The sequence below is a fragment of the Flavobacterium branchiarum genome (assembly GCF_030409845.1).
GTDB classification, from domain to species: Bacteria; Bacteroidota; Bacteroidia; order Flavobacteriales; family Flavobacteriaceae; genus Flavobacterium; species Flavobacterium branchiarum.
Window position 1 is genome coordinate 1,059,777 of sequence record NZ_JAUFQQ010000005.1, and the last position, 18,890, is coordinate 1,078,666.

Below are 18,890 nucleotides of genomic sequence, written 5' to 3' on the forward strand. Positions count from 1 at the left end.
TTTCCAAAATTCGCGTTTTATTTTGGTTACTATTTATACTTTTGAATTACATAAAACAGACAAAACATGAAAATTTTAATAATAGAAGATGAGGCTGGTTTACGTGAAGTTGTACAACAATCCCTTGAAAAAGAGAAATATATTGTCGAAACCGCACATGATTATGTTTCTGGACTAGACAAACTAGGTGCATATGATTACGATTGTATTTTAATTGATATCATGCTTCCAAATGGAAATGGACTTGACTTACTTCTTGAAGTAAAAAGACAAAAAAAACAAAGTGCTATTATTATCATTTCGGCCAAAGATGCTGTTGATGATAAAGTGAAAGGATTAGATTTGGGAGCCGATGATTACTTAAGTAAGCCTTTTCATTTGTCTGAGTTACATGCTCGAATAAAATCAGCAATTCGCAGGAATAACCATAATGGAGATAATTTAATTACTTGGAAAAACATAGTGCTTTGTCCTGAACAACGAACAGTTTCTATAGACAACAATGAACTAATTCTAAACCGAAAAGAGTTTGATTTACTTTACTATTTTATAATCAATCCGAATCGATTAATTAATAAAACTGCAATAGCCGAATATGTTTGGGGGGATCATACTGACCAGGCTGATAATTTAGATTTTGTATATTCACAGATTAAAAATTTACGCAAAAAACTGAAAGACAGTCAGGCAGAAATAGACATACAGGCAGTTTACGGTATTGGATATAAAATGAATTAATGAAATTACAAAATTATACTCTTCGCTATCTAGCTCTTACACTCCTAATTGTTATACCAATTTGGGCTGGAATTTTTTATATGCTTATTTTAGATGAAGTACATGACAATATTGATGATGATTTAAAAAACTCAAAAATCATGATTATTCGTCATGCCTTTGCCGACAAAAATCTACTAAACTCACCTAAATTTGGAATTAACAAATTTACAATAAAACCTATACCTAAAGGAAATTACTCTCAAAAGGACGAATTCTCAACTTCTAAAGAATTCATGGAATATGATAATGACAACCAACCCATCCGTACATTAAAAACCATTTTTAGAGATGACAAAGGCAACCCTTATGAATTAATCATAAAAGCTTCAATTGTTGAAGAAGATGAATTACTTGAAGACTTATTTTTAGCATTAATAGGGTTATATGTTATGCTAGTTATAAGTATACTTGCTGTAAATCATCTACTCTTAAAAAAAATATGGAAATCATTTCATACCATATTAGAAAATCTAAAAGAAATTAAATTAGGAACTAGTAGCCAATTAAAACAAATAAATTCACCAATAGATGAATTCAATATTTTAGCGAAGGAAGTAGAGAAAATGCTAAATCGTAATGAAATAATCTATTCGAGTCAGAAACAATTTATAGAAAACGCTTCCCATGAGTTGCAAACTCCGCTAGCTATTAGCATTAACAAGCTTGAGTTATTTGCAGAAAATAATGATCTCCCAGATGAACAGATGATGGAAATAGGAAAGATAACTGATAGTTTAAATCGAATGACACGGTTAAATAAATCTTTATTAATGCTATCTAAAATAGAAAATCAACAATTTGCGGAAGGTGAAAACATTAATTTTAATGAACTCATTTTATTATTAACCGATGACTACGCTGACTTAGCCGAGTTCAAAAAAGTAAAAATAACTATAACCGAAAATGAACGTTTATACTTTATAATGAACAAAGGATTGGCAATTGCATTGATTAGCAATTTATTAAAAAATGCATTAATACATAATCATCCTGGAGGTTTTGTAAATTTCATAATAAACAAAAATGATATTACAATTTCGAATAGCGGAAAGAATCCTCCATTGAATCCTGACCTAATTTTCGGAAGATTCTATCGCCATACTACAACTAATGAGTCTACTGGTTTGGGGTTATCTATTGTAAAATCAATTATAAATAACTATTCAATCACGATCGAATATTTATATCCTGGAAATCATCAATTCAAAATTCTATTTTTTAAAAAGTAGCCTTTATTCCATTTTTTCCTAATTGTTTCCAAATTCCAATAGTACACTTGCATTAGAATTAAATAACAAACATTATGAAAAATAAATTAAACTTAGCTATTTGTTTAATAACAGGATTAGCATTTGGAATCTCTGTAAATGCTCAAAAAACAGTAATCACTAAAACAGCATTACCTACAAATGCTCAATCCTTTTTAAGAACCCACTTTTCAGGGCAAGAACCAACTTATATAATTGAGGATAAAGAAATATTTTCAAAAGACTACAAAGTACAGTTTCCAGACAATGTCGAGGTTGAATTTGATGCAAAAGGGAACTGGGAAGAAATAGACGGAAATAATAAAGCTATTCCTATAAATATAATTCCTAAAAAAATAGTATCTTACGTAAATACTTATTTTACTAATACAGTAATAACAAAGATTGATAAGGGTGCTTGGGGTTATGAAATAAACTTAAGTAACGATTTAGAGTTAGAATTCAACTCTAAGGGCAATTTTATCAGAATTGACGATTAAGAATAATTAATTTAATACTATAATCATGAAAAAAACAATCTTATCGGGCTTCATTGCCTTAACCCTTTTATTCTCGATAACATCTTGTCACAGTGATAATGATGATGACGACGAGTATACAATCAGCTCAAATGATTTACCAAAGCTGGCAACTATTTTTGTTACCACTTATTTCCCTACTGCCACTTATAAACTCATAACAAAACAAAGAATTCCTGATTCAGATGGTTCTATTTATGATGTCTTATTAAGTAATAATTTTGAAATTGATTTTGATAAAGATGGAAATTGGATTGACATTGATGGAAACAACCAAGCAATTCCGGTGGAGTTAATTCCAGCAAAAATTAATGCTTATGTCAAAGAAAAATATCCAGATCAATCTGTAACTGCAATCGATAACGAAAAAACACAAATAGAAATAGAACTCTCTAATAATTTAGAGCTTGTATTTGATCTTGAAGGAAATTTTATTCGAATAGATAAATAAGAATGCTATAAAAATCAAAATACCGCCTCATAATTTGAGGCGGTATTTCTAACCAAAAAAAAATAAACAAAAAAATTTACTACTTTCAACTAATTCTCAACCTAATGTTTTTTTTCCTATTTGTAAATTAGATACTGCTTTCTCATTATTTTAAAAGCTTGTAAACCTTCTTTCCAACTATTTCTTATCTCTTCTTCTGAGATTCCTTCTTCAATTTGTTGTTGCAACTTTTCATTTCCTGCTCGTATAGAGAACTTTCTTTTTTCAAAAAACTTTGATTTATCTGATGTTGATTGATATGCTTTAATCAACCATTTGATCTCTAGTTTGTCAATTTTAGGAATTGCTGACAAATCCTCTCCATTACATTCTATTCCGTTATACAGAGGATCTTTATCTCCAAAATTAGGCTTAGGAGTAAATGCAAAATTGCTTTTTGGTAAAAAAGGAGATCCATAAATTTGAAATTGCTTCTCTGTCCCGCGTCCCATACTTACATTAGTTCCTTCAAAAAGACACAAACTAACATATAGATTTATCGATTGATCATTAGGCAAATTAGGTGATGGTCTAACTGGTAAACTATAACTCATCGTCCTATCATAATTCAAACACGGAATAACAGTCAACTTGCATTGAATTCCATCTTTAAGCCATTTTTCTCCATTAATCATTTTAGCTTCCTCGCCCAATGTCATGCCGTGAAGCAAAGGAGTTGGATGCATACCAATGCCACTTTTAAAAGCAATATCTAAAACGGGACCATCTACAATTGCAATGTTTGGATTAGGTCTATCCATCACTATTAACGGAATATTGTTCTCTGCGCAAGCTTCCATTATTCTGTGCATTGTAGAAACGTAAGTGTATAACCTCGTTCCCACATCTTGTAAATCAAAAACCATAATATCTATTCCCTTCAATTGCTCGGAACTTGGCTTATTATTCTTTCCATAAAGAGATACAATGGATAATCCTGTTTTTGAATCGATCTCATCTGAAACATGTTCTCCTGCATCGGCAGTTCCTCTAAAACCATGCTCTGGTGCAAAAATGGTTTTTATCTTAATTTTCTTTTCAACTAAAAAATCAACCAGATGGGTTTTCTTATCAATGATTCCTGTTTGGTTGGTTACAATACCAATTGTTTTTCCCTTAAGAATTGGTAAGTATGCCGTACTGTTCTCTGCTCCTGTTTTTATATTTTGTGCAAATGAAACTGTCGCAATTAGCACACAGATTAATGTTAGTTTTTTCATAGAGTTTATTTTTTATTTTTAGCCACAGATTAAAGGATTTAATTGATTAAAAATCTGTGAGAATCTTTTAATCTGAGGCTATTACTTAATTAATACCTAACCGATTTTTAAAACCTGTTAGGAGAAATAAGCTTTAGTTACTTTGTTTTTTAGCCACAGATTAAAGGATTTAATTGATTAAAAATCTATGCGAATCTTTTAATCTGTGGCTATTACTTAATTAATACCTAACCGATTTTTGAAACCTGTTAGGAGAAATAAGCTTTCGTTACTTTGTTTTTTTGCCACTGATTAAAGGATTAAATTGATTAAAAAATCTATGCGAATCTTTTAATCTGTGGCTATTACTTAATTAATACCTAACCGAATTTTAAAACCTGTTAGGAGAAATAAGCTTTCGTTACTTTATTTTTTGCCACTGATTAAAAGATTAAATTGATCAAAAATCTGTGAGAATCTTTTAATCTGTGGCTATTACTTAATTAATACCTAACCGCTTTTTGAAACCTGTTAGGATAGATAAACCTAGACTAACTTTAATTGTTTATTTGTTTCCAAATTTTCGGGCTAAAATCATCTTTGTACATTAACTTATTGGTTCTAGAAGGGTTTACACGATTACTAAGTATAATTAGAAACCTATCATTATCAGGATTCATAAAGAAAAAAGTTCCCGTAAAACCAGTATGCCCAAAATCATTTTTCTTATAAAATTCATCAGGTTTACGCTTGTCAAAACCGAGTCCGCGATAAATTCCTTTTTTAGCCAGAGGCGATTTTGTAAAGGCAGTAACCACCTTTGATTTTAAAATTTGTTTTCCTTTATACTCCCCTTTATTGAGTAACATCTGGCATATTCCCGAGATTGACGTTACGTTTGCAAATAACCCTGCATTGCCAGAAACACCTCCTAAAATAGCCGCTGCTTCATCATGTACATATCCTTTAATGGTGTCCTTTCTAAAAAAATTATCAATTTCAGTTGGAATAACATCTTGCTCTATTGTCCATTTCAAAGGATTATATCCAATTTTTGAAATACCTAATTCACTATAAATTTCTTTTGCCAATTCGTCAAGCTTCAAACCTGTTTTTGCCTCCATCATCTGTTGTGCAAGAATCAAATTTAGATCACTATACAAATAATTACCTCTAGGATTAGTTCTTGCCAAAGCTATTTTTTCATAAACAGTTTTATAAAATTCTGGATTCAACCACATATTTTTATATATCTGAATATAATTGTCTTTTGGCTCAAAAGACAAATAGTTGGCATCGTAAATAATAGTCTTATTTACATACATATTGTCAAATAAGTTTGGATAATCCTCTGATTGCTGACTACTCAACAACGGCAATCCGTTTGATGTAGAAAGTAAACTTTGATAAAAAACAATTCCAGATTTTAAACCTGTAGTATGAGTTAGCAATTCAAAAAGAGTTAAATCAGCAATAGCGGTGTTCTTATACACAACAACTGCATCTCCCAGTTTATCATCTAACTTTATTTTATCTTCTCCAACCAAGTGCATTGCTACTAGAGTTGCGCCTAAAACTTTAGACATAGAAGCTAGATCGTACACATCCTCTGTTTTTACTAATTCAGTTTTTGAATAATTATGATATCCATAATTTTTTGATACAAAAACAGCGTCTTTACTTCCTACAATAATTTGTGCTCCTGGGAAAAATCCTTTTTCGAGCGCATTATTCATCATTGAATCAATGTAAACTTCATTTCGTTTTATATCAAAAGGCTCTTTTGTGTTTTTTAGGGAATGGCAACTAATCCCTAAAAGGATCAAAAAAACAAGTACGATTCTAACTCCTATTTTCTTCATTCTTATCAAGGGTAAATTCTTAAATCCTGACCTGCCATAATAGGCTCATTATTTGTTCCTGTAATCATAATCCTCACTGCTTTAACAGGTTGTTTTGGATAAATGGATGCATTTCCATAATCAAAACTATCTCCTTTTATAAAATCAATACCGTTATATGAATACTCGACATATCCATTGTTGATAATGAATCTAGGATGATGTGGAATTCCTGTCAACACATCAATTTTAGAAGAAGTTACAGGATTAGCAAAAGTGTATAAAATCCAGTCTCCACTTACACATGGAACATCTGTACGCAAATAGCTTTCTATATTATAATCTTCTAATTTTGTGAATGGAAATTTTGGGTTTTCAACCATCGATGAAGTTACTTTTACCTCTGGTTCTATATAAGGCGAGCAATTGAAATTTACTTTTGCAGCAGATTCTTTTGCTTCTTTATTTTCAACCGTAAATTCCAAGCGATACGTGTTTTTATCATTATAATTATCAATTACAAATCGCAAACGAGGTTTTGATTTTAATGCTCTATCTTCAGAATACGCTTGTATTAACTTATCGTTTTCAAAAAGTGAAACTGTTCTTATTATTCCACTATTTGTTCCTTCTGTTGTTGGGTTAAACGTTAAATACCAAATTCCTTTTTTGTCGATGTTTTCCGAAATATTCTCTGAGATAGTTAAAGTCTCTACTTTTGAAGTAGCCCAAGTTGCCACTGGTAATTTTTCTACTTTTACTGCTGGACTTGCTGTATCATCATTGAAAAAAGTACGAAACTGGTATTGCTCATATTCTTTTGTCTGAATTGGATTTGTATACAAAAGTGATTGTCTTGTAGGTTCATTTCCTTCTGCATCATAACGTACAACTGCTCCTTCATAAGGCGGTGTAACAGTAATACTTCCGTTTGTATAAATCGCTGTAGGCGGAAAATCTCTAAAAGCAATTCCCATATTTGCCAAACGTTGTAAATGGCTATTCGTTAACCTACTGTAGAAATCATCCCAGTTTTTATATTCTTTTTTAGACCATCCAATTTCCGACAAAGCACTGATTCGTGGGTAACTTTGGTACTCCATAAATCGTGTTGGACGATCTAGATATTCACTCCATAAAGCTCCTTGAACTCCTTTGATCAATTTTTGTTGCTCTGGCGTCAAATCATTCTCAGGAATAGGCTCATAAGAATAAGCTCTTTTTGTATCTGTAATAGCTGCCCAACGATGACCGCGTTCCGTTTCAGATTGTGCCATATCAAAATACATATATTGCCCAGGAATCATAATAGTTGAATGTCCTTTCTTAACAGATTCTATTCCGTAGTTGATCCCTTGCCATGCAAAAATTTCTGTTTTCGGGCTCAGTTCTCCCCCTTTCAGAATCTCATTCCAACCTGCTGTTTTTTTATTGTATTTCTCAACAATTTTCTCGACACGTTTAAAGAAATAATTCTGAAGCTGAAAAGTATCTGTATATCCTTCTTTTTCCATCAAAGCTTTACATTTTGGGCATTGCTCCCAATTGGCTCTGTTTACCTCATCTCCTGCAACATGTATATAATCAAAAGGAAATAATCCTGTAAATTCTCTAATAATTGAGTCTAAAATTTGGTAGTTTTCTTCTCGACCTACACACCAAACATTTTTAACTTCTCCTTGAACACTTTTTGTTTCCTGTGTGGTTACGCAACCTATTTCAGGATAAGATGCTGTTACTGCACGTGAATGTCCTGGGATTTCGATCTCTGGCATAATTGAAACTCCTCGATCTGAGGCATAAGCAACCACTTCTTTTATATCTTCTTGTGTATAAAACCCTCCGTAGCGTTTGTCTCCTGATCCGTATGATGGCAACAATACTTCTCCTGGACCTCTCCAAGCTCCTTTTTTAGTTAAGTCTGGCATTGATTTAATTTCTACTCTCCAGCCATTATCGTCTGTAAGATGCCAATGAAAAATGTTCATCTTGTGTGCTGCTAACCAGTCAATATAATTCTTAACGGTTCCTTTATCAAAAAACTGTCTTGATACATCAAGCATCATTCCACGCCATTCAAAACGAGGATAGTCTTCTATTTTTACAAAGGGAATCGTTCCTTTTTTCACCTCTTTTGCTGAACAAATTTGAAGTAAAGTCTGAAAACCATTTAGCACTCCATTTGCAGATTTTCCTTTTATAAGTACTCCTTTTTTTGTTACATTCAATTCATAACCGTCAGTAGGGATATTCATTTTTTCATCTACCAAAAAAGATATTGCATTTTTTTCATGCGCTTTCCCCGTTGTTACAATTGAATTTATTCCTGTATTTTTTAAAAAATTACTAGCAATATATGTGGCACTTTTTTGAATTTTTTTATCAATAATAACCTTTACTGATGATGGAATGACAAACACTTTTTGTTGTTGCTGTTCTATCTTAACTGGCCTCGGAATTAGATCTAGTTTCTGAGCCTGTAAAACATTCAGGGAACTCAAAAAAACGGCAATTAGCAGTATACTTTTTTTCATTTTTTTCTGGCTTTTTATTGTATTAAAATTCTATTGGAATACTTTCAATTTGTGTCGGACTCAAAGCAGTAATAGCATAAGTGTAATTTTTAAAATTAGCGCTCGGCACTTCTAATTTTGTAGATGTAGTTACATAATAAATATTCTCTGGATTAGAGAAATCGGTTATTTTCCCTTTATTAAATCTGTAAATCACAAATTTTTGATTGTGCGCTCCAGGCTTCCATGTCAGTAGCATTTGATCTCCCTTTTGAGTAATCGAAGTACTTACTGGTCGCTCTGGTTTTATCCTTGTAATTCTATTTGCTTCGGGTGTCAATGCAATGTATTTATATTGCTTTTGAATAATAGGTTTTCTGAGCGTATCTCCCATTCTTTTAAAAACGTTTGCCGTAAAATGCATCGAACCATCTAATAATGGTAAGCTTCTAATCATTTCTATTTGCTTCACAATTTGATTTGGACTTCTCCATTCTTCCTCTTTAGAAGTTTTAGAAATTTTATACTCTCCATGACCGATATAAACATTTGCGCCATATTTACGTTCTGCCCACCACTTTGCCAATACTTCAAAATTTGCCCTATCAAAACCAATATGCCAGTATAGTTGAGGCGTTACATAATCTATCCAGTTTTCTTTTTGCCATTTTAAAATATTAGCATATAAATCATCATAATTTGTAGCTCCTGCCATTGTATTTGACCCTTCTGAATCTTTCGCTTTATTTCGCCATACTCCAAAAGGTGAAATACCAAATTCAACCTCAGGTTTGTTTGCAATTATAGTATCTCTGATTTGCTTAATTATTAAATCTACATTATCTCTTCGCCAGTCGTCTTTGTCTTTAAATTGTCGAGGTTCTTTTTCAAATGCTACTTGATCTGGGAATTCTTGTCCTGCAATTTTATATGGATAAAAATAATCGTCCATGTGGATGGCCTGAATGTCATAATTACGGACTATCTCACCCACTACTGAGGCTACAAAATTTCTAGTTTCTTTAAAACCTGGGTTAAAATATCTTGTTTTTCCGTAAGTAACAAATAGCTCTGGCTTCTTAAAATACAAATGCGTTTTTGCTAACACCTCTTTGGTTGTGTCTTTTTGTACGCGATACGGATTAAGCCAAACGTGTACACTCATCCCTCTTTTTCCTGCTTCATCTATCACTAACTGCAACGGATCAAAACCGGGTGCCACTCCTTGCTTTCCTGTTATCCAATGTGATGCTGGCTCCTTGGTCGATTTGTAATAAGCATCGGCCGTGGGACGGATTTGAAAAACTACTGTATTTAGATTATAGGATCGTAAATTATCCAAAAGCACTATCATTTCGGCTTTCATTTCTTTGTCTGAAAGACCTGGTTTTGATGGCCAATCAATATTATCTACGGTTGATATCCAAGCAGCTCGCATTTCTCTTTTTGGTGATTCTTGGCTGAAAAGATTGGTTTGAAACAATAGTACTAGAATCAAAAGTTTTATACTCTTCATAATTACTGTTTTTGGTTAATTAATATGCTCTGAAATTATTATAATCTATTTGAAGAAAGTTTTAATCGCAATGTTTTTAAATCTGTAGCTGAAGATTTTAACCGCAAAGTTCGCAAGGGGTTTCGCTAGGGTCGCTAAGTTTTATACTCTTCATAATTACTGTTTTTTAATTAATATGCTGTGTAATTCTTTTAATCTACTTGAAAATTTAATCGCTAAGTTCGCTAGAGATTTCGCTAGGTTCGCTATGTTTTAAATCTCTCTAGTTCTTTTAATCTGTGTGAAAAATTTAACCGCAAAGTTCGCTAGGGATTTCGCTAGGGTCGCTATGTTTTAAATCTCTCTAATTCTTTTAATCTGTAGCTGAAAAAAATTTAATCACTAAGTTCGCTAGGGATTTCGCTAGGTTCGCTATGTTTTTAAATCTATCTAATCCTTTTAATCTGTGTGAAAATTTTAACCGCAAAGTTCGCTAGGGATTTCGCTAGGTTCGCTATGTTTTTAAATCTATCTAATTCTTTTAATCTGTAGCTGAAAAAAATTTAATCACTAAGTTCGCTAGGGATTTCGCTAGGTTCGCTATGTTTTTAAATCTATCTAATCCTTTTAATCTGTGTGAAAATTTTAACCGCAAAGTTCGCTAGGGTTTCGCAAGGTTCGCTAAGTTTTATTCTCTTCATGATTACTGCTTTTTAGTTAATTAATATGCTCTGTAATTCTTTAATCTGTTTGAAAATTTAACCGCAAGGTTCGCTATGCTTTAAATCTCTCTAATTCTTTTAATCTGTGGCTGAAAAAAATTAAACCGCTAAGTTCGCAAAGCATTACGCTAGGCTTGCGAAGTTTTTAAATTTACTGTTAGAATCACGCCAATAATTTACTCTAACAAATAGATTCCTCCTTCTATGAGCGATGTCCAGACTCGCCCTTGATTATCCTTCGTAAATCCATTTACACTTGAACTTCCTAAATTTATTTGTCTTATAATTTCAAATTTTTCAGCATCTACTATAACAACTTCTCCTTTTCGGCTTCCTATGTATATTTTGTTATTGTTTTCGAATATTGGAGCTGGATTGTGTTCGTATCCCAATTTTAAGTCTAAAACTTTACTTTTTTCAACTAAATTTTCTTCTGTTAATTCTAAATCATCACTTAGTGGCAATCTTAACAGTTCTCCATTCATTGTTTTTGCATAAAACCACTTTCCATCTTGACTTTGCCCCATAGATTCTCTTACTTTCCATTTTGAGGTTCTCAAAAGTGTTTTGCCTGTTTCCTTTTCTAAAATGGTCAAGTATCGTTCGGGAGTAACAAAATAAAGTCTGCTTTTTGAAGCAACTACATTTACATTTCCTGCTGAATACAAAACTTGCTTATCATTTCCGTTATTCCATTTCCAAATAAGTTCTCCTGTGTTTTTATTTAAACAATAGAGATTGGTATCCCATGCTCCAAAAATAATTTCATCACCATGTATCAAAGGAGTTCCTTGTGAGTAAGACAAGGGTGATTTATTTTGCCAAATTATTTTTCCTGTTACCGCATCAATACAAATAAAGGCTATTGAACTTGCTGTATAAAGTTTATTGTTTTCTACAATTGGCGAACCTACCAAAACTCCTCCAACAGGAATGCTCCATTTTTGTTTGCCCGATTGTTTGTCAAATCCTAAAACATTCCCTTCTATTGTGCCTACAACAAGACTATTATTTACAATGGTTGGAGAGAAATAAATTGAATTTCCTGTTTCTATTTTCCAATTCAGAGCTTTACTTTTTAAGTTGACAGATTGTATTTCGCCAATTGAATTAGCAAAATAAATACTCTTTTTATCAAAACTAGGCACACTATAAACGGATGCAATATCTTTCATAAAAGGAGGTAAATTGGTTTCAAAGTTGTCTTTTGCTATTTCTATTTTTGAAGGTTTTGTTGGGACAGAAAATTTAAAAACTCCTAATTTCCCAATCTCTTTCTGATAAATACTAATGCTATCTTTACCGATAATTACTTCATTATAACTTTTGGTTTTTCCGTCACGTGATGTAATTGATGCGCCCATAATACCACTCAATCCAGAAAAATTATATTTTTTTAAGGTATGTCCATGACCACAAAAACTAGCAACAGTCGGATATTTCTCTAAAACAGTCAGTACTTCTTTATAATTACTAACATTATTATCTAATGGGTAATGTGCAAAATTCAATACTTTTTTATTACTGTTTTTAAGACTGTCTTTTAATGTTTTATCTAGCCAAAGCACATCTTCATGTTTTACAAATCCATCGCCCATTTTCATATAAGGACCACACGGAAAACCTATGAAAAGATACTCACCTTTTGAAAATACAAATCGGTCATTACCCCACAATTTCTTATAGGTTAAGCCAGCACTTTCGCTCCAATTTGTTTCATGATTTCCCGAAATAACATAATAGGGAATTTTTAAAGTTGCTAGAACCGCATGTACTTGGTTTAGTTCATCATCTGCACCACGATTTGTTAAATCTCCTGTAACTACGACAAATTCATTATCGGAATTATTAATCTCTTTTATACTATTTTGTAATAAAAAATCATTTTCATTCCCAACAGAAACATGCAAATCAGTAAGTTGTACAAACTTAATATTTCCCTTTTTTTCTGTATTCTGAGAGAAGCCTGATGCTATTATAAAAAGCAACAGAATTTTGGAATATAGATATTTCATAAGTTGCTTTTTACTTTGTGTTTACTTTGTCCTTAAAAAAATTATCGAAAAACAGTAACTGAAATTTCAAAGAGTTCTCCCAATATTCGATATTGTGTTTCCCTGGACGCTCTATATAATCGTGGTTTATTTTTAAAGCAAGCATCTTTTCATGAAGCTGTCTGTTTACATCAATAAAAAAATCATCTACCCCACAATCAATAATAAGATTGAGCTTATTACTTTGTACTAGTTCTAGCATAGTAACAACTGTATTTCTATTCCAATTCTCAGGAAATTCAGTTATTGAGCCCAGTCGTTTTTTTATATCCCACTTTTCATGAAATGGACGAAAATCGACTCCGCCGCTCATGCTTCCTGCTGCTCCAAATACTTCTTGATGTTTGAACGACAAATACAACGCTCCATGTCCGCCCATACTAAGACCCGAAATAGCTCTGCCCTCACGACTTGCAATGGTTTTGTATTTCTTGTCTATAAATAGAATTAATTCATCGATTATATAGGTTTCATATTTAAATTCAGCATCAATTGGACTATCAAAATACCAACTTGAATAATTCCCATCAACTCCAATTACTATAAAATTATATTTATCAACTTGTTTCGAAACTTCTTTAAAGCTTTTTATCCATGTTGCATAATTTCCACTATAGCCATGGAGCAGATAAACAACTGGTAATTTTTTCTTTCCTTTTTTATAGCTATCTGGAGTTATAACACAGGTTTTTATGTTTTTTTTCATTGCTGTGCTGTAAACATCTAAAGTATCAACTTTAGCCGCTTTAGCAGAAAAAAACACGAATACTAAGAGAATTATATGTGTCACTTTTTTCATAAAATCATGCTGTGTTTCTTTTAAAATGAGCAATAGTTATCCATTAAAATGCATCTGAAAAAAAATTTTCTAATACATTTTACAAAAAAATATAAAATAAAATTTGAGAAATTTATCTCAAACAATCCCTCAAAATTGTCACTGGATGCATTGCTTTTCTATTGGTTCCATCAAAAATCTGATGACGGCAACTTGTTCCTGCAGCTGCAATTGCTGTTGTAGCTTCGGTTGTTCTAATTTTTGGAAATAAAGTATCCTCTCCCATTTGCATACTAATTTCATAGTGCTCTTTTTCATACCCAAATGAACCTGCCATACCACAACAACCTGAATTGTAAATCGTAACTGAACTATTTTTTGGCAAATTCAACATGGCAAAAGAGGCTTCAACTGTACTCAATGATTTTTGATGGCAGTGTCCGTGAATTTTTATTGTTTTCTCCACATCAGAAAATTGCTCTGAATGAATTTTCTCTTTTGTAATCTCTCTTTTAAAGAACTCTTCGATGGTAAAGGTGTTTTTTGACAATTTTTCAGCGCTTTCTTTGTCTTTTACTAATCGGATATATTCGTCTCTAAAAGTCAATATTGCTGATGGCTCAATTCCAATCAAAGGCGTACTTTCTGAGATTAAATCTTTAAAAATGGTCACGTTTTTATTGGCTATAACTTGTGCTTCTTCTAAAAATCCCTTGGATATAAAAGCTCTTCCGCTTTCTTCATGATCTACTACAACTACTTCGTAACCTAATTGGGTTAACAATTCGTAAGCATCAATTCCAACAGAAACATCGTAATAATTGGTAAATTCATCACAAAAAAGATATACTTTCCCGTTTTCGAAAGTATTACTTTCTGCTGACTTTTTATTTTTTTGATACCATTTCCTAAAAGTTGTTGGTGCCAATAAAGGAACTTGTCTTTTGGATGCTATTCCCATTCCTTTTTTAACCAAACCTAAGTTGGCTACAAAATTAGTCATCGATGGAGCAATGCTTCCTAACTTGTTCAATTTAGAGTTAAAAGCAAATATTTTATTACGGATAGAAAAACCGTTTGCTTTTTGATATTGGTATAAGAACTCTGATTTTAAAGTCGCTACGTCTACATTACTTGGACATTCGCTTGCACATGCTTTACAGCTCACACACAACTCAAATACTTTATACAATTCTTCGTGATCGAATTTATTGTCTTTCTCCGAATGTGTTAAATATTCTCTCAAAGCATTGGCTCTGGCGCGTGTCGTATCTTTTTCATTTCGTGTTGCTCGGTAACTCGGGCATAAAGTACCTCCTGTCGAAGGTAATTTTCTACAATCCCCTGAGCCATTGCATTTTTCGGCAGCACGCAAAATCCCCATGCTATCCGAAAAATCCTGAAGAGTTTTAATATCTGGTTCTACCCTTCCTGCTTCTACACGAAGATTTTCATCCATCTTAAAAGCATTTACAATTTTCCCAACATTCAAAATTGTATTTGGATCAAAAGCGCTTTTAATTCGTTTTAATAATTCGTAATTTTTATCTCCTATCATAAAAGGCAAAAACTCACCACGAACTATTCCGTCGCCATGTTCTCCACTCAGCGAACCTCTATATTTTTTAACCAAAATAGCCACTTCGGTAGCAATGTTTCTAAATTGGTGTAATCCTTCTTTTGTTTTTAAATTTAAAACTGGGCGTAAGTGAATTTCTCCTGCTCCTGCATGTGCATAATAAATGGCACTTTGCCCATGACTTTCCATCATAGCAGAGAAATCGGCGATATAATTAGGTAAATCACTTAACTCAACTGCTGTATCTTCAATAGAATCAGCTGCTTTATCATCACCTACAATACTTCCTAAAAGACCAAGACCTGCTTTTCGTAGATCATTAATTTTATCAATATCAGCTCCATAAATTTTAGGCAAAGCATATCCGAAATTATTTTCTTGAAGGTCTTTAATCAAAGCATCTGCCTGTAATTCGGCATCCTCCATACTAGTATGTGAACCCACTTCTAGCATAATAACTGCTTTGGGTTCGCCTTGAATAAAAAATCTATTTTTAGCTTGTTCTCGATTGGTTTTAGTACAATCTAATATCGTGTCATCCATCATTTCACAAGTGTACAAATGATGTTTCATAGCAGTAACTACCGCTTCTAAGCTTTCTTGAATAGTATGAAAATGAGCCACAACCATAACATTATTTGTTGGTGGCAAATCATCTACTTTCAATGTGATTTCTGTGGTAAATGCTAAAGTTCCTTCGCTTCCACAAAGTAGTTTTCCTAAATTTATTGTATTTTCAGTTCCTGAAAACAGTTCTGATTTTAATAATAAATCGATTGCATAACCTGTATTTCTTCTATGAATTTCTGGCTTTGGAAATTCTTTTACAATCTCTTCTTGATTTTCTTTATTAGAAAGCTCTTCGTAAATTGTTTTGTAAATTTTACTTTCAAGTGAATCGCCCTTTGTCTTCTCGATAAATTCTTCCGAAGACATTTCTTTGAATACAGCAGTAGTACCATCACTTAAAATAGCTTTTATCTCAACTATCTTATCTCGGGTAACTCCATATCGAATGGACGTTGTTCCCGATGAATTATTTCCTACCATTCCTCCAATCATACATCGATTTGTAGTTGAAGTATTGGGACCAAAAAATAAACCATGCGGTTTTAAATACAAATTCAGTTCATCGCGAATCACTCCAGGTTGAACTGTTATTGTTTTTTTTACAGGATCAAAAGCTACAATTTTTGTGAAATGTTTCGAAACATCTACAATTATTCCGTTGCCCACCGTTTGTCCAGCCAATGAAGTTCCTGCTGTTCTAGGTGTAATTGAAATTTTATTTTTTGCTGCAAAGCGAATAATTTTAACAATATCTTCTTCTGTCTTTGGAACTGCCACTGCGACTGGCATAATCCTATAAGCAGAAGCATCAGTGGCATATAATTTTTTATGAAGTTCATCATAAAAAAGAGTTCCTTCTAATGAATTGGATAGTTGTTTTAATTGGAGAGAATCGGACATTTAATTGGTGCTATTATTTTTTTAAAAATACAAAATAATTAATCTCTATTATGGTCTCTCAAAGTCTTTTTTTGATATTGAAAGTTTGCAAGATTAAACCTAACTCATCTTATAAAATTGTTAGGTTTGAGGTAAATAATCTTGCGGGATTTGGGGCATTATTTTGGAAATCTGTATTATTATTCGATATTGGATTCTTAGTAAGAAAAACGCTTGAAAGCTTCGATAGCTTCATATTCTGCAAGTCCTAAGTCATCATATAACCTTGCTGTATTTTTATTGCGCTCTTCTGCACGCACCCAAAATTCTCTTGAGTCATTTCCTTGAAACATTACTCGGTCTTTTTGAGATTGATGATACAAAATAGCATGTCTCTTAATAGTTACCTCATCTGGACTTAATGGCACAGCCATGTCTATCTCATGAATATCCCACTCATGCCAAGCACCTCGGTACAACCATAACCAACAATCGTACATATAGGCTTCTGTTTTTAATTCTTTCATTGCGGCAAATATTGCATTCAGACATACTTCATGCGTACCATGTGGATCGGCTAAATCTCCTGCTGCAAATACTTGATGTGGTTTTATTTTTGCAATAATATCTTTAACGATTGCAATATCTTCTAACCCTAAAGGATTTTTCTTTATTTGACCAGTTTCATAAAAAGGAAGATCTAAAAAATGCGTATTCTCATCTTTTAAACCAATATATCTAGTAGCTGCATAAGATTCACGTCTTCTAATAAGTCCTTTTAATTTTCGAACTTCTAATGAATCCACTTGATTTTCCGTCTTGTTATTTAGAAAATCAATAACTGCTGAAAAATTAACTCCTTCTTTGTCTTTTCCGATAAAGTCATTACATACTTCTGCAAACTTTAATGCTTCATCATCTGTAACTGCAATATTTCCAGAAGTCTGATACACAACATGTACATCGTGTCCTTGTTTAATTAATTTTGAGAATGTTCCACCCATAGAAATTACGTCATCATCTGGATGTGGACTAAAAAGGATTACTCTTTTTTTAGCAGGATTGGCTCTTTCTGGTCGGTGTGAATCTGAAGTATTTGGTTTTCCTCCTGGCCAACCTGTTATGGTATGCTGTAAAACATTGAACATATTAATATTCAAATCATAAGCAGAACCTTCTTGAGCCAAAAGGTCTGACATTCCATTATTATTATAATCTCTATCAGTAAGTTTTAATATCGCTTGTTTGGTTTCTTTACAAAGCCAAACAATTGCTTTACATTTTAATTCTTGTGTCCATGTACAACTCCCAACTAACCATGGCGTTTCGAAACGGGTTAATTCGGATGCAGAAAACTGATCTAAAACGAATGTTGCATTAGAATGATTTTGTAAAAAAGTAGCAGGAACTTCTGAAGTAATATCTCCTTGTATTGTTCTCTTAATAATTGCTGCTTTGTTTTGTCCCCAAGCCATTAGGACAATTCTTTTAGATCTAAGAATTGTTGAAACACCCATGGTAATGGCTCTTTTTGGAACATTGTCGATACCATTAAAATCTGATGACGCATCGACTCTTGTAATATGATCTAATGTTATAATTCTGGTTCCTGAATTAATATGCGAACCAGGCTCATTAAAACCTACGTGTCCAGTACGACCAATTCCTAACAACTGAAAATCAAGCCCTCCAGCTTCTTTAATTTTCATTTCATAATCAACACAATATTGATTAAGTTCTTCTAAAGCAACTGTTCCATCTGGAATATTTATATTTTCGGGCTTAATATCTATGTGGTTAAATAGATATTGGTGCATGAAATAATGATAACTCTGACGATTCTCTTTAGTCATTGGATAATATTCATCCAGATTAAAAGAGACTACATTATAAAAACTAAGTCCGTCTTCTTTATGCATTCGAACCAATTCCTCATAAACTTTTATAGGCGATGAACCTGTCGCTAATCCTAGTACACAAGATTCATTCTTGGATTGTTTGGAACGTATTAATTCGGCTATTTCCTGAGCCACCATTTTTGAACCCTCTAATGAACTATTAAAAATTACATTATGATTTTTTTCAAATCGAGTTTCTTCAAATTTCCCAGGTATATCGTAAGCCAAAGAAGTATTGGTTTTCATAAATATAAGTCTTAGTTAAATAATTAGTTTAACAAATATATACAAAAAACAAAACGGATA

Annotated in this window: 12 protein-coding genes; 4 read left to right on the forward strand and 8 right to left on the reverse strand. The window is 32.5% G+C overall.

Translation table 11 applies throughout. The features are described from left to right. Positions 1-66: 66 nt before the first annotated feature. The 4 genes from QWY99_RS16565 to QWY99_RS16580 all read left to right on the forward strand — a co-directional run bounded on the left by QWY99_RS16565 (position 67) and on the right by QWY99_RS16580 (position 3,017). Positions 67-738, forward strand: a complete 672-nt coding sequence (locus QWY99_RS16565) for a response regulator transcription factor (protein WP_290266760.1) — start codon at positions 67-69, stop codon at positions 736-738. Then, positions 738-2,009 carry a sensor histidine kinase gene (locus QWY99_RS16570; RefSeq protein WP_290266762.1) on the forward strand — a complete coding sequence of 424 codons (1,272 nt, stop codon included), beginning with the start codon at positions 738-740 and terminating at the stop codon, positions 2,007-2,009. The genes QWY99_RS16565 and QWY99_RS16570 overlap by 1 nt, the downstream gene beginning before the upstream one ends. 74 nt (positions 2,010-2,083) lie before the next feature. Next, entirely contained in the window at positions 2,084-2,527 is a 444-nt protein-coding gene (locus tag QWY99_RS16575; RefSeq protein ID WP_290266764.1) for a PepSY-like domain-containing protein, read from the forward strand. Between the two features lie 25 nt (positions 2,528-2,552). Continuing rightward, positions 2,553-3,017: a PepSY-like domain-containing protein gene (locus tag QWY99_RS16580; RefSeq protein ID WP_290266766.1), complete on the forward strand. Its 465-nt coding sequence runs from the start codon at positions 2,553-2,555 to the stop codon at positions 3,015-3,017. A gap of 116 nt (positions 3,018-3,133) precedes the next feature. Here the strand turns inward: QWY99_RS16580 and QWY99_RS16585 are convergent, their stop codons facing one another. The 8 genes from QWY99_RS16585 to nagB form a co-directional block, all read right to left on the reverse strand. Beyond that, entirely contained in the window at positions 3,134-4,276 is a 1,143-nt protein-coding gene (locus QWY99_RS16585; protein ID WP_290266768.1) for an exo-beta-N-acetylmuramidase NamZ family protein, read from the reverse strand. A gap of 536 nt (positions 4,277-4,812) precedes the next feature. After that, positions 4,813-6,117: a serine hydrolase domain-containing protein gene (locus QWY99_RS16590; RefSeq protein WP_290266770.1), complete on the reverse strand. Its 1,305-nt coding sequence runs from the start codon at positions 6,115-6,117 to the stop codon at positions 4,813-4,815. Positions 6,118-6,122: 5 nt separating this feature from the next. Then, a complete protein-coding gene (locus tag QWY99_RS16595; protein WP_290266773.1) occupies positions 6,123-8,630 on the reverse strand; it encodes a beta-N-acetylhexosaminidase in 2,508 nt (835 codons plus the stop codon). 22 nt (positions 8,631-8,652) lie between these two features. Further along, a complete protein-coding gene (locus QWY99_RS16600; RefSeq protein WP_290266775.1) occupies positions 8,653-10,125 on the reverse strand; it encodes a glycoside hydrolase family 10-like protein in 1,473 nt (490 codons plus the stop codon). A gap of 877 nt (positions 10,126-11,002) precedes the next feature. Continuing rightward, on the reverse strand, positions 11,003-12,841 hold the full coding sequence (locus QWY99_RS16605; protein ID WP_290266777.1) for an outer membrane protein assembly factor BamB family protein: 1,839 nt from the start codon (positions 12,839-12,841) through the stop codon (positions 11,003-11,005). Positions 12,842-12,851: 10 nt separating this feature from the next. Further along, a complete protein-coding gene (locus QWY99_RS16610; RefSeq protein WP_290266779.1) occupies positions 12,852-13,679 on the reverse strand; it encodes an alpha/beta hydrolase in 828 nt (275 codons plus the stop codon). A 112-nt stretch (positions 13,680-13,791) separates the two neighbouring features. Then, positions 13,792-16,707, reverse strand: coding sequence for an FAD-binding and (Fe-S)-binding domain-containing protein (locus QWY99_RS16615; protein WP_290266781.1), 2,916 nt, complete (start codon positions 16,705-16,707; stop codon positions 13,792-13,794). Positions 16,708-16,904: 197 nt separating this feature from the next. Further along, complete coding sequence (gene nagB / locus QWY99_RS16620; protein WP_290266783.1) at positions 16,905-18,830, reverse strand: glucosamine-6-phosphate deaminase; 1,926 nt, start codon at positions 18,828-18,830, stop codon at positions 16,905-16,907. Positions 18,831-18,890: the final 60 nt, after the last annotated feature.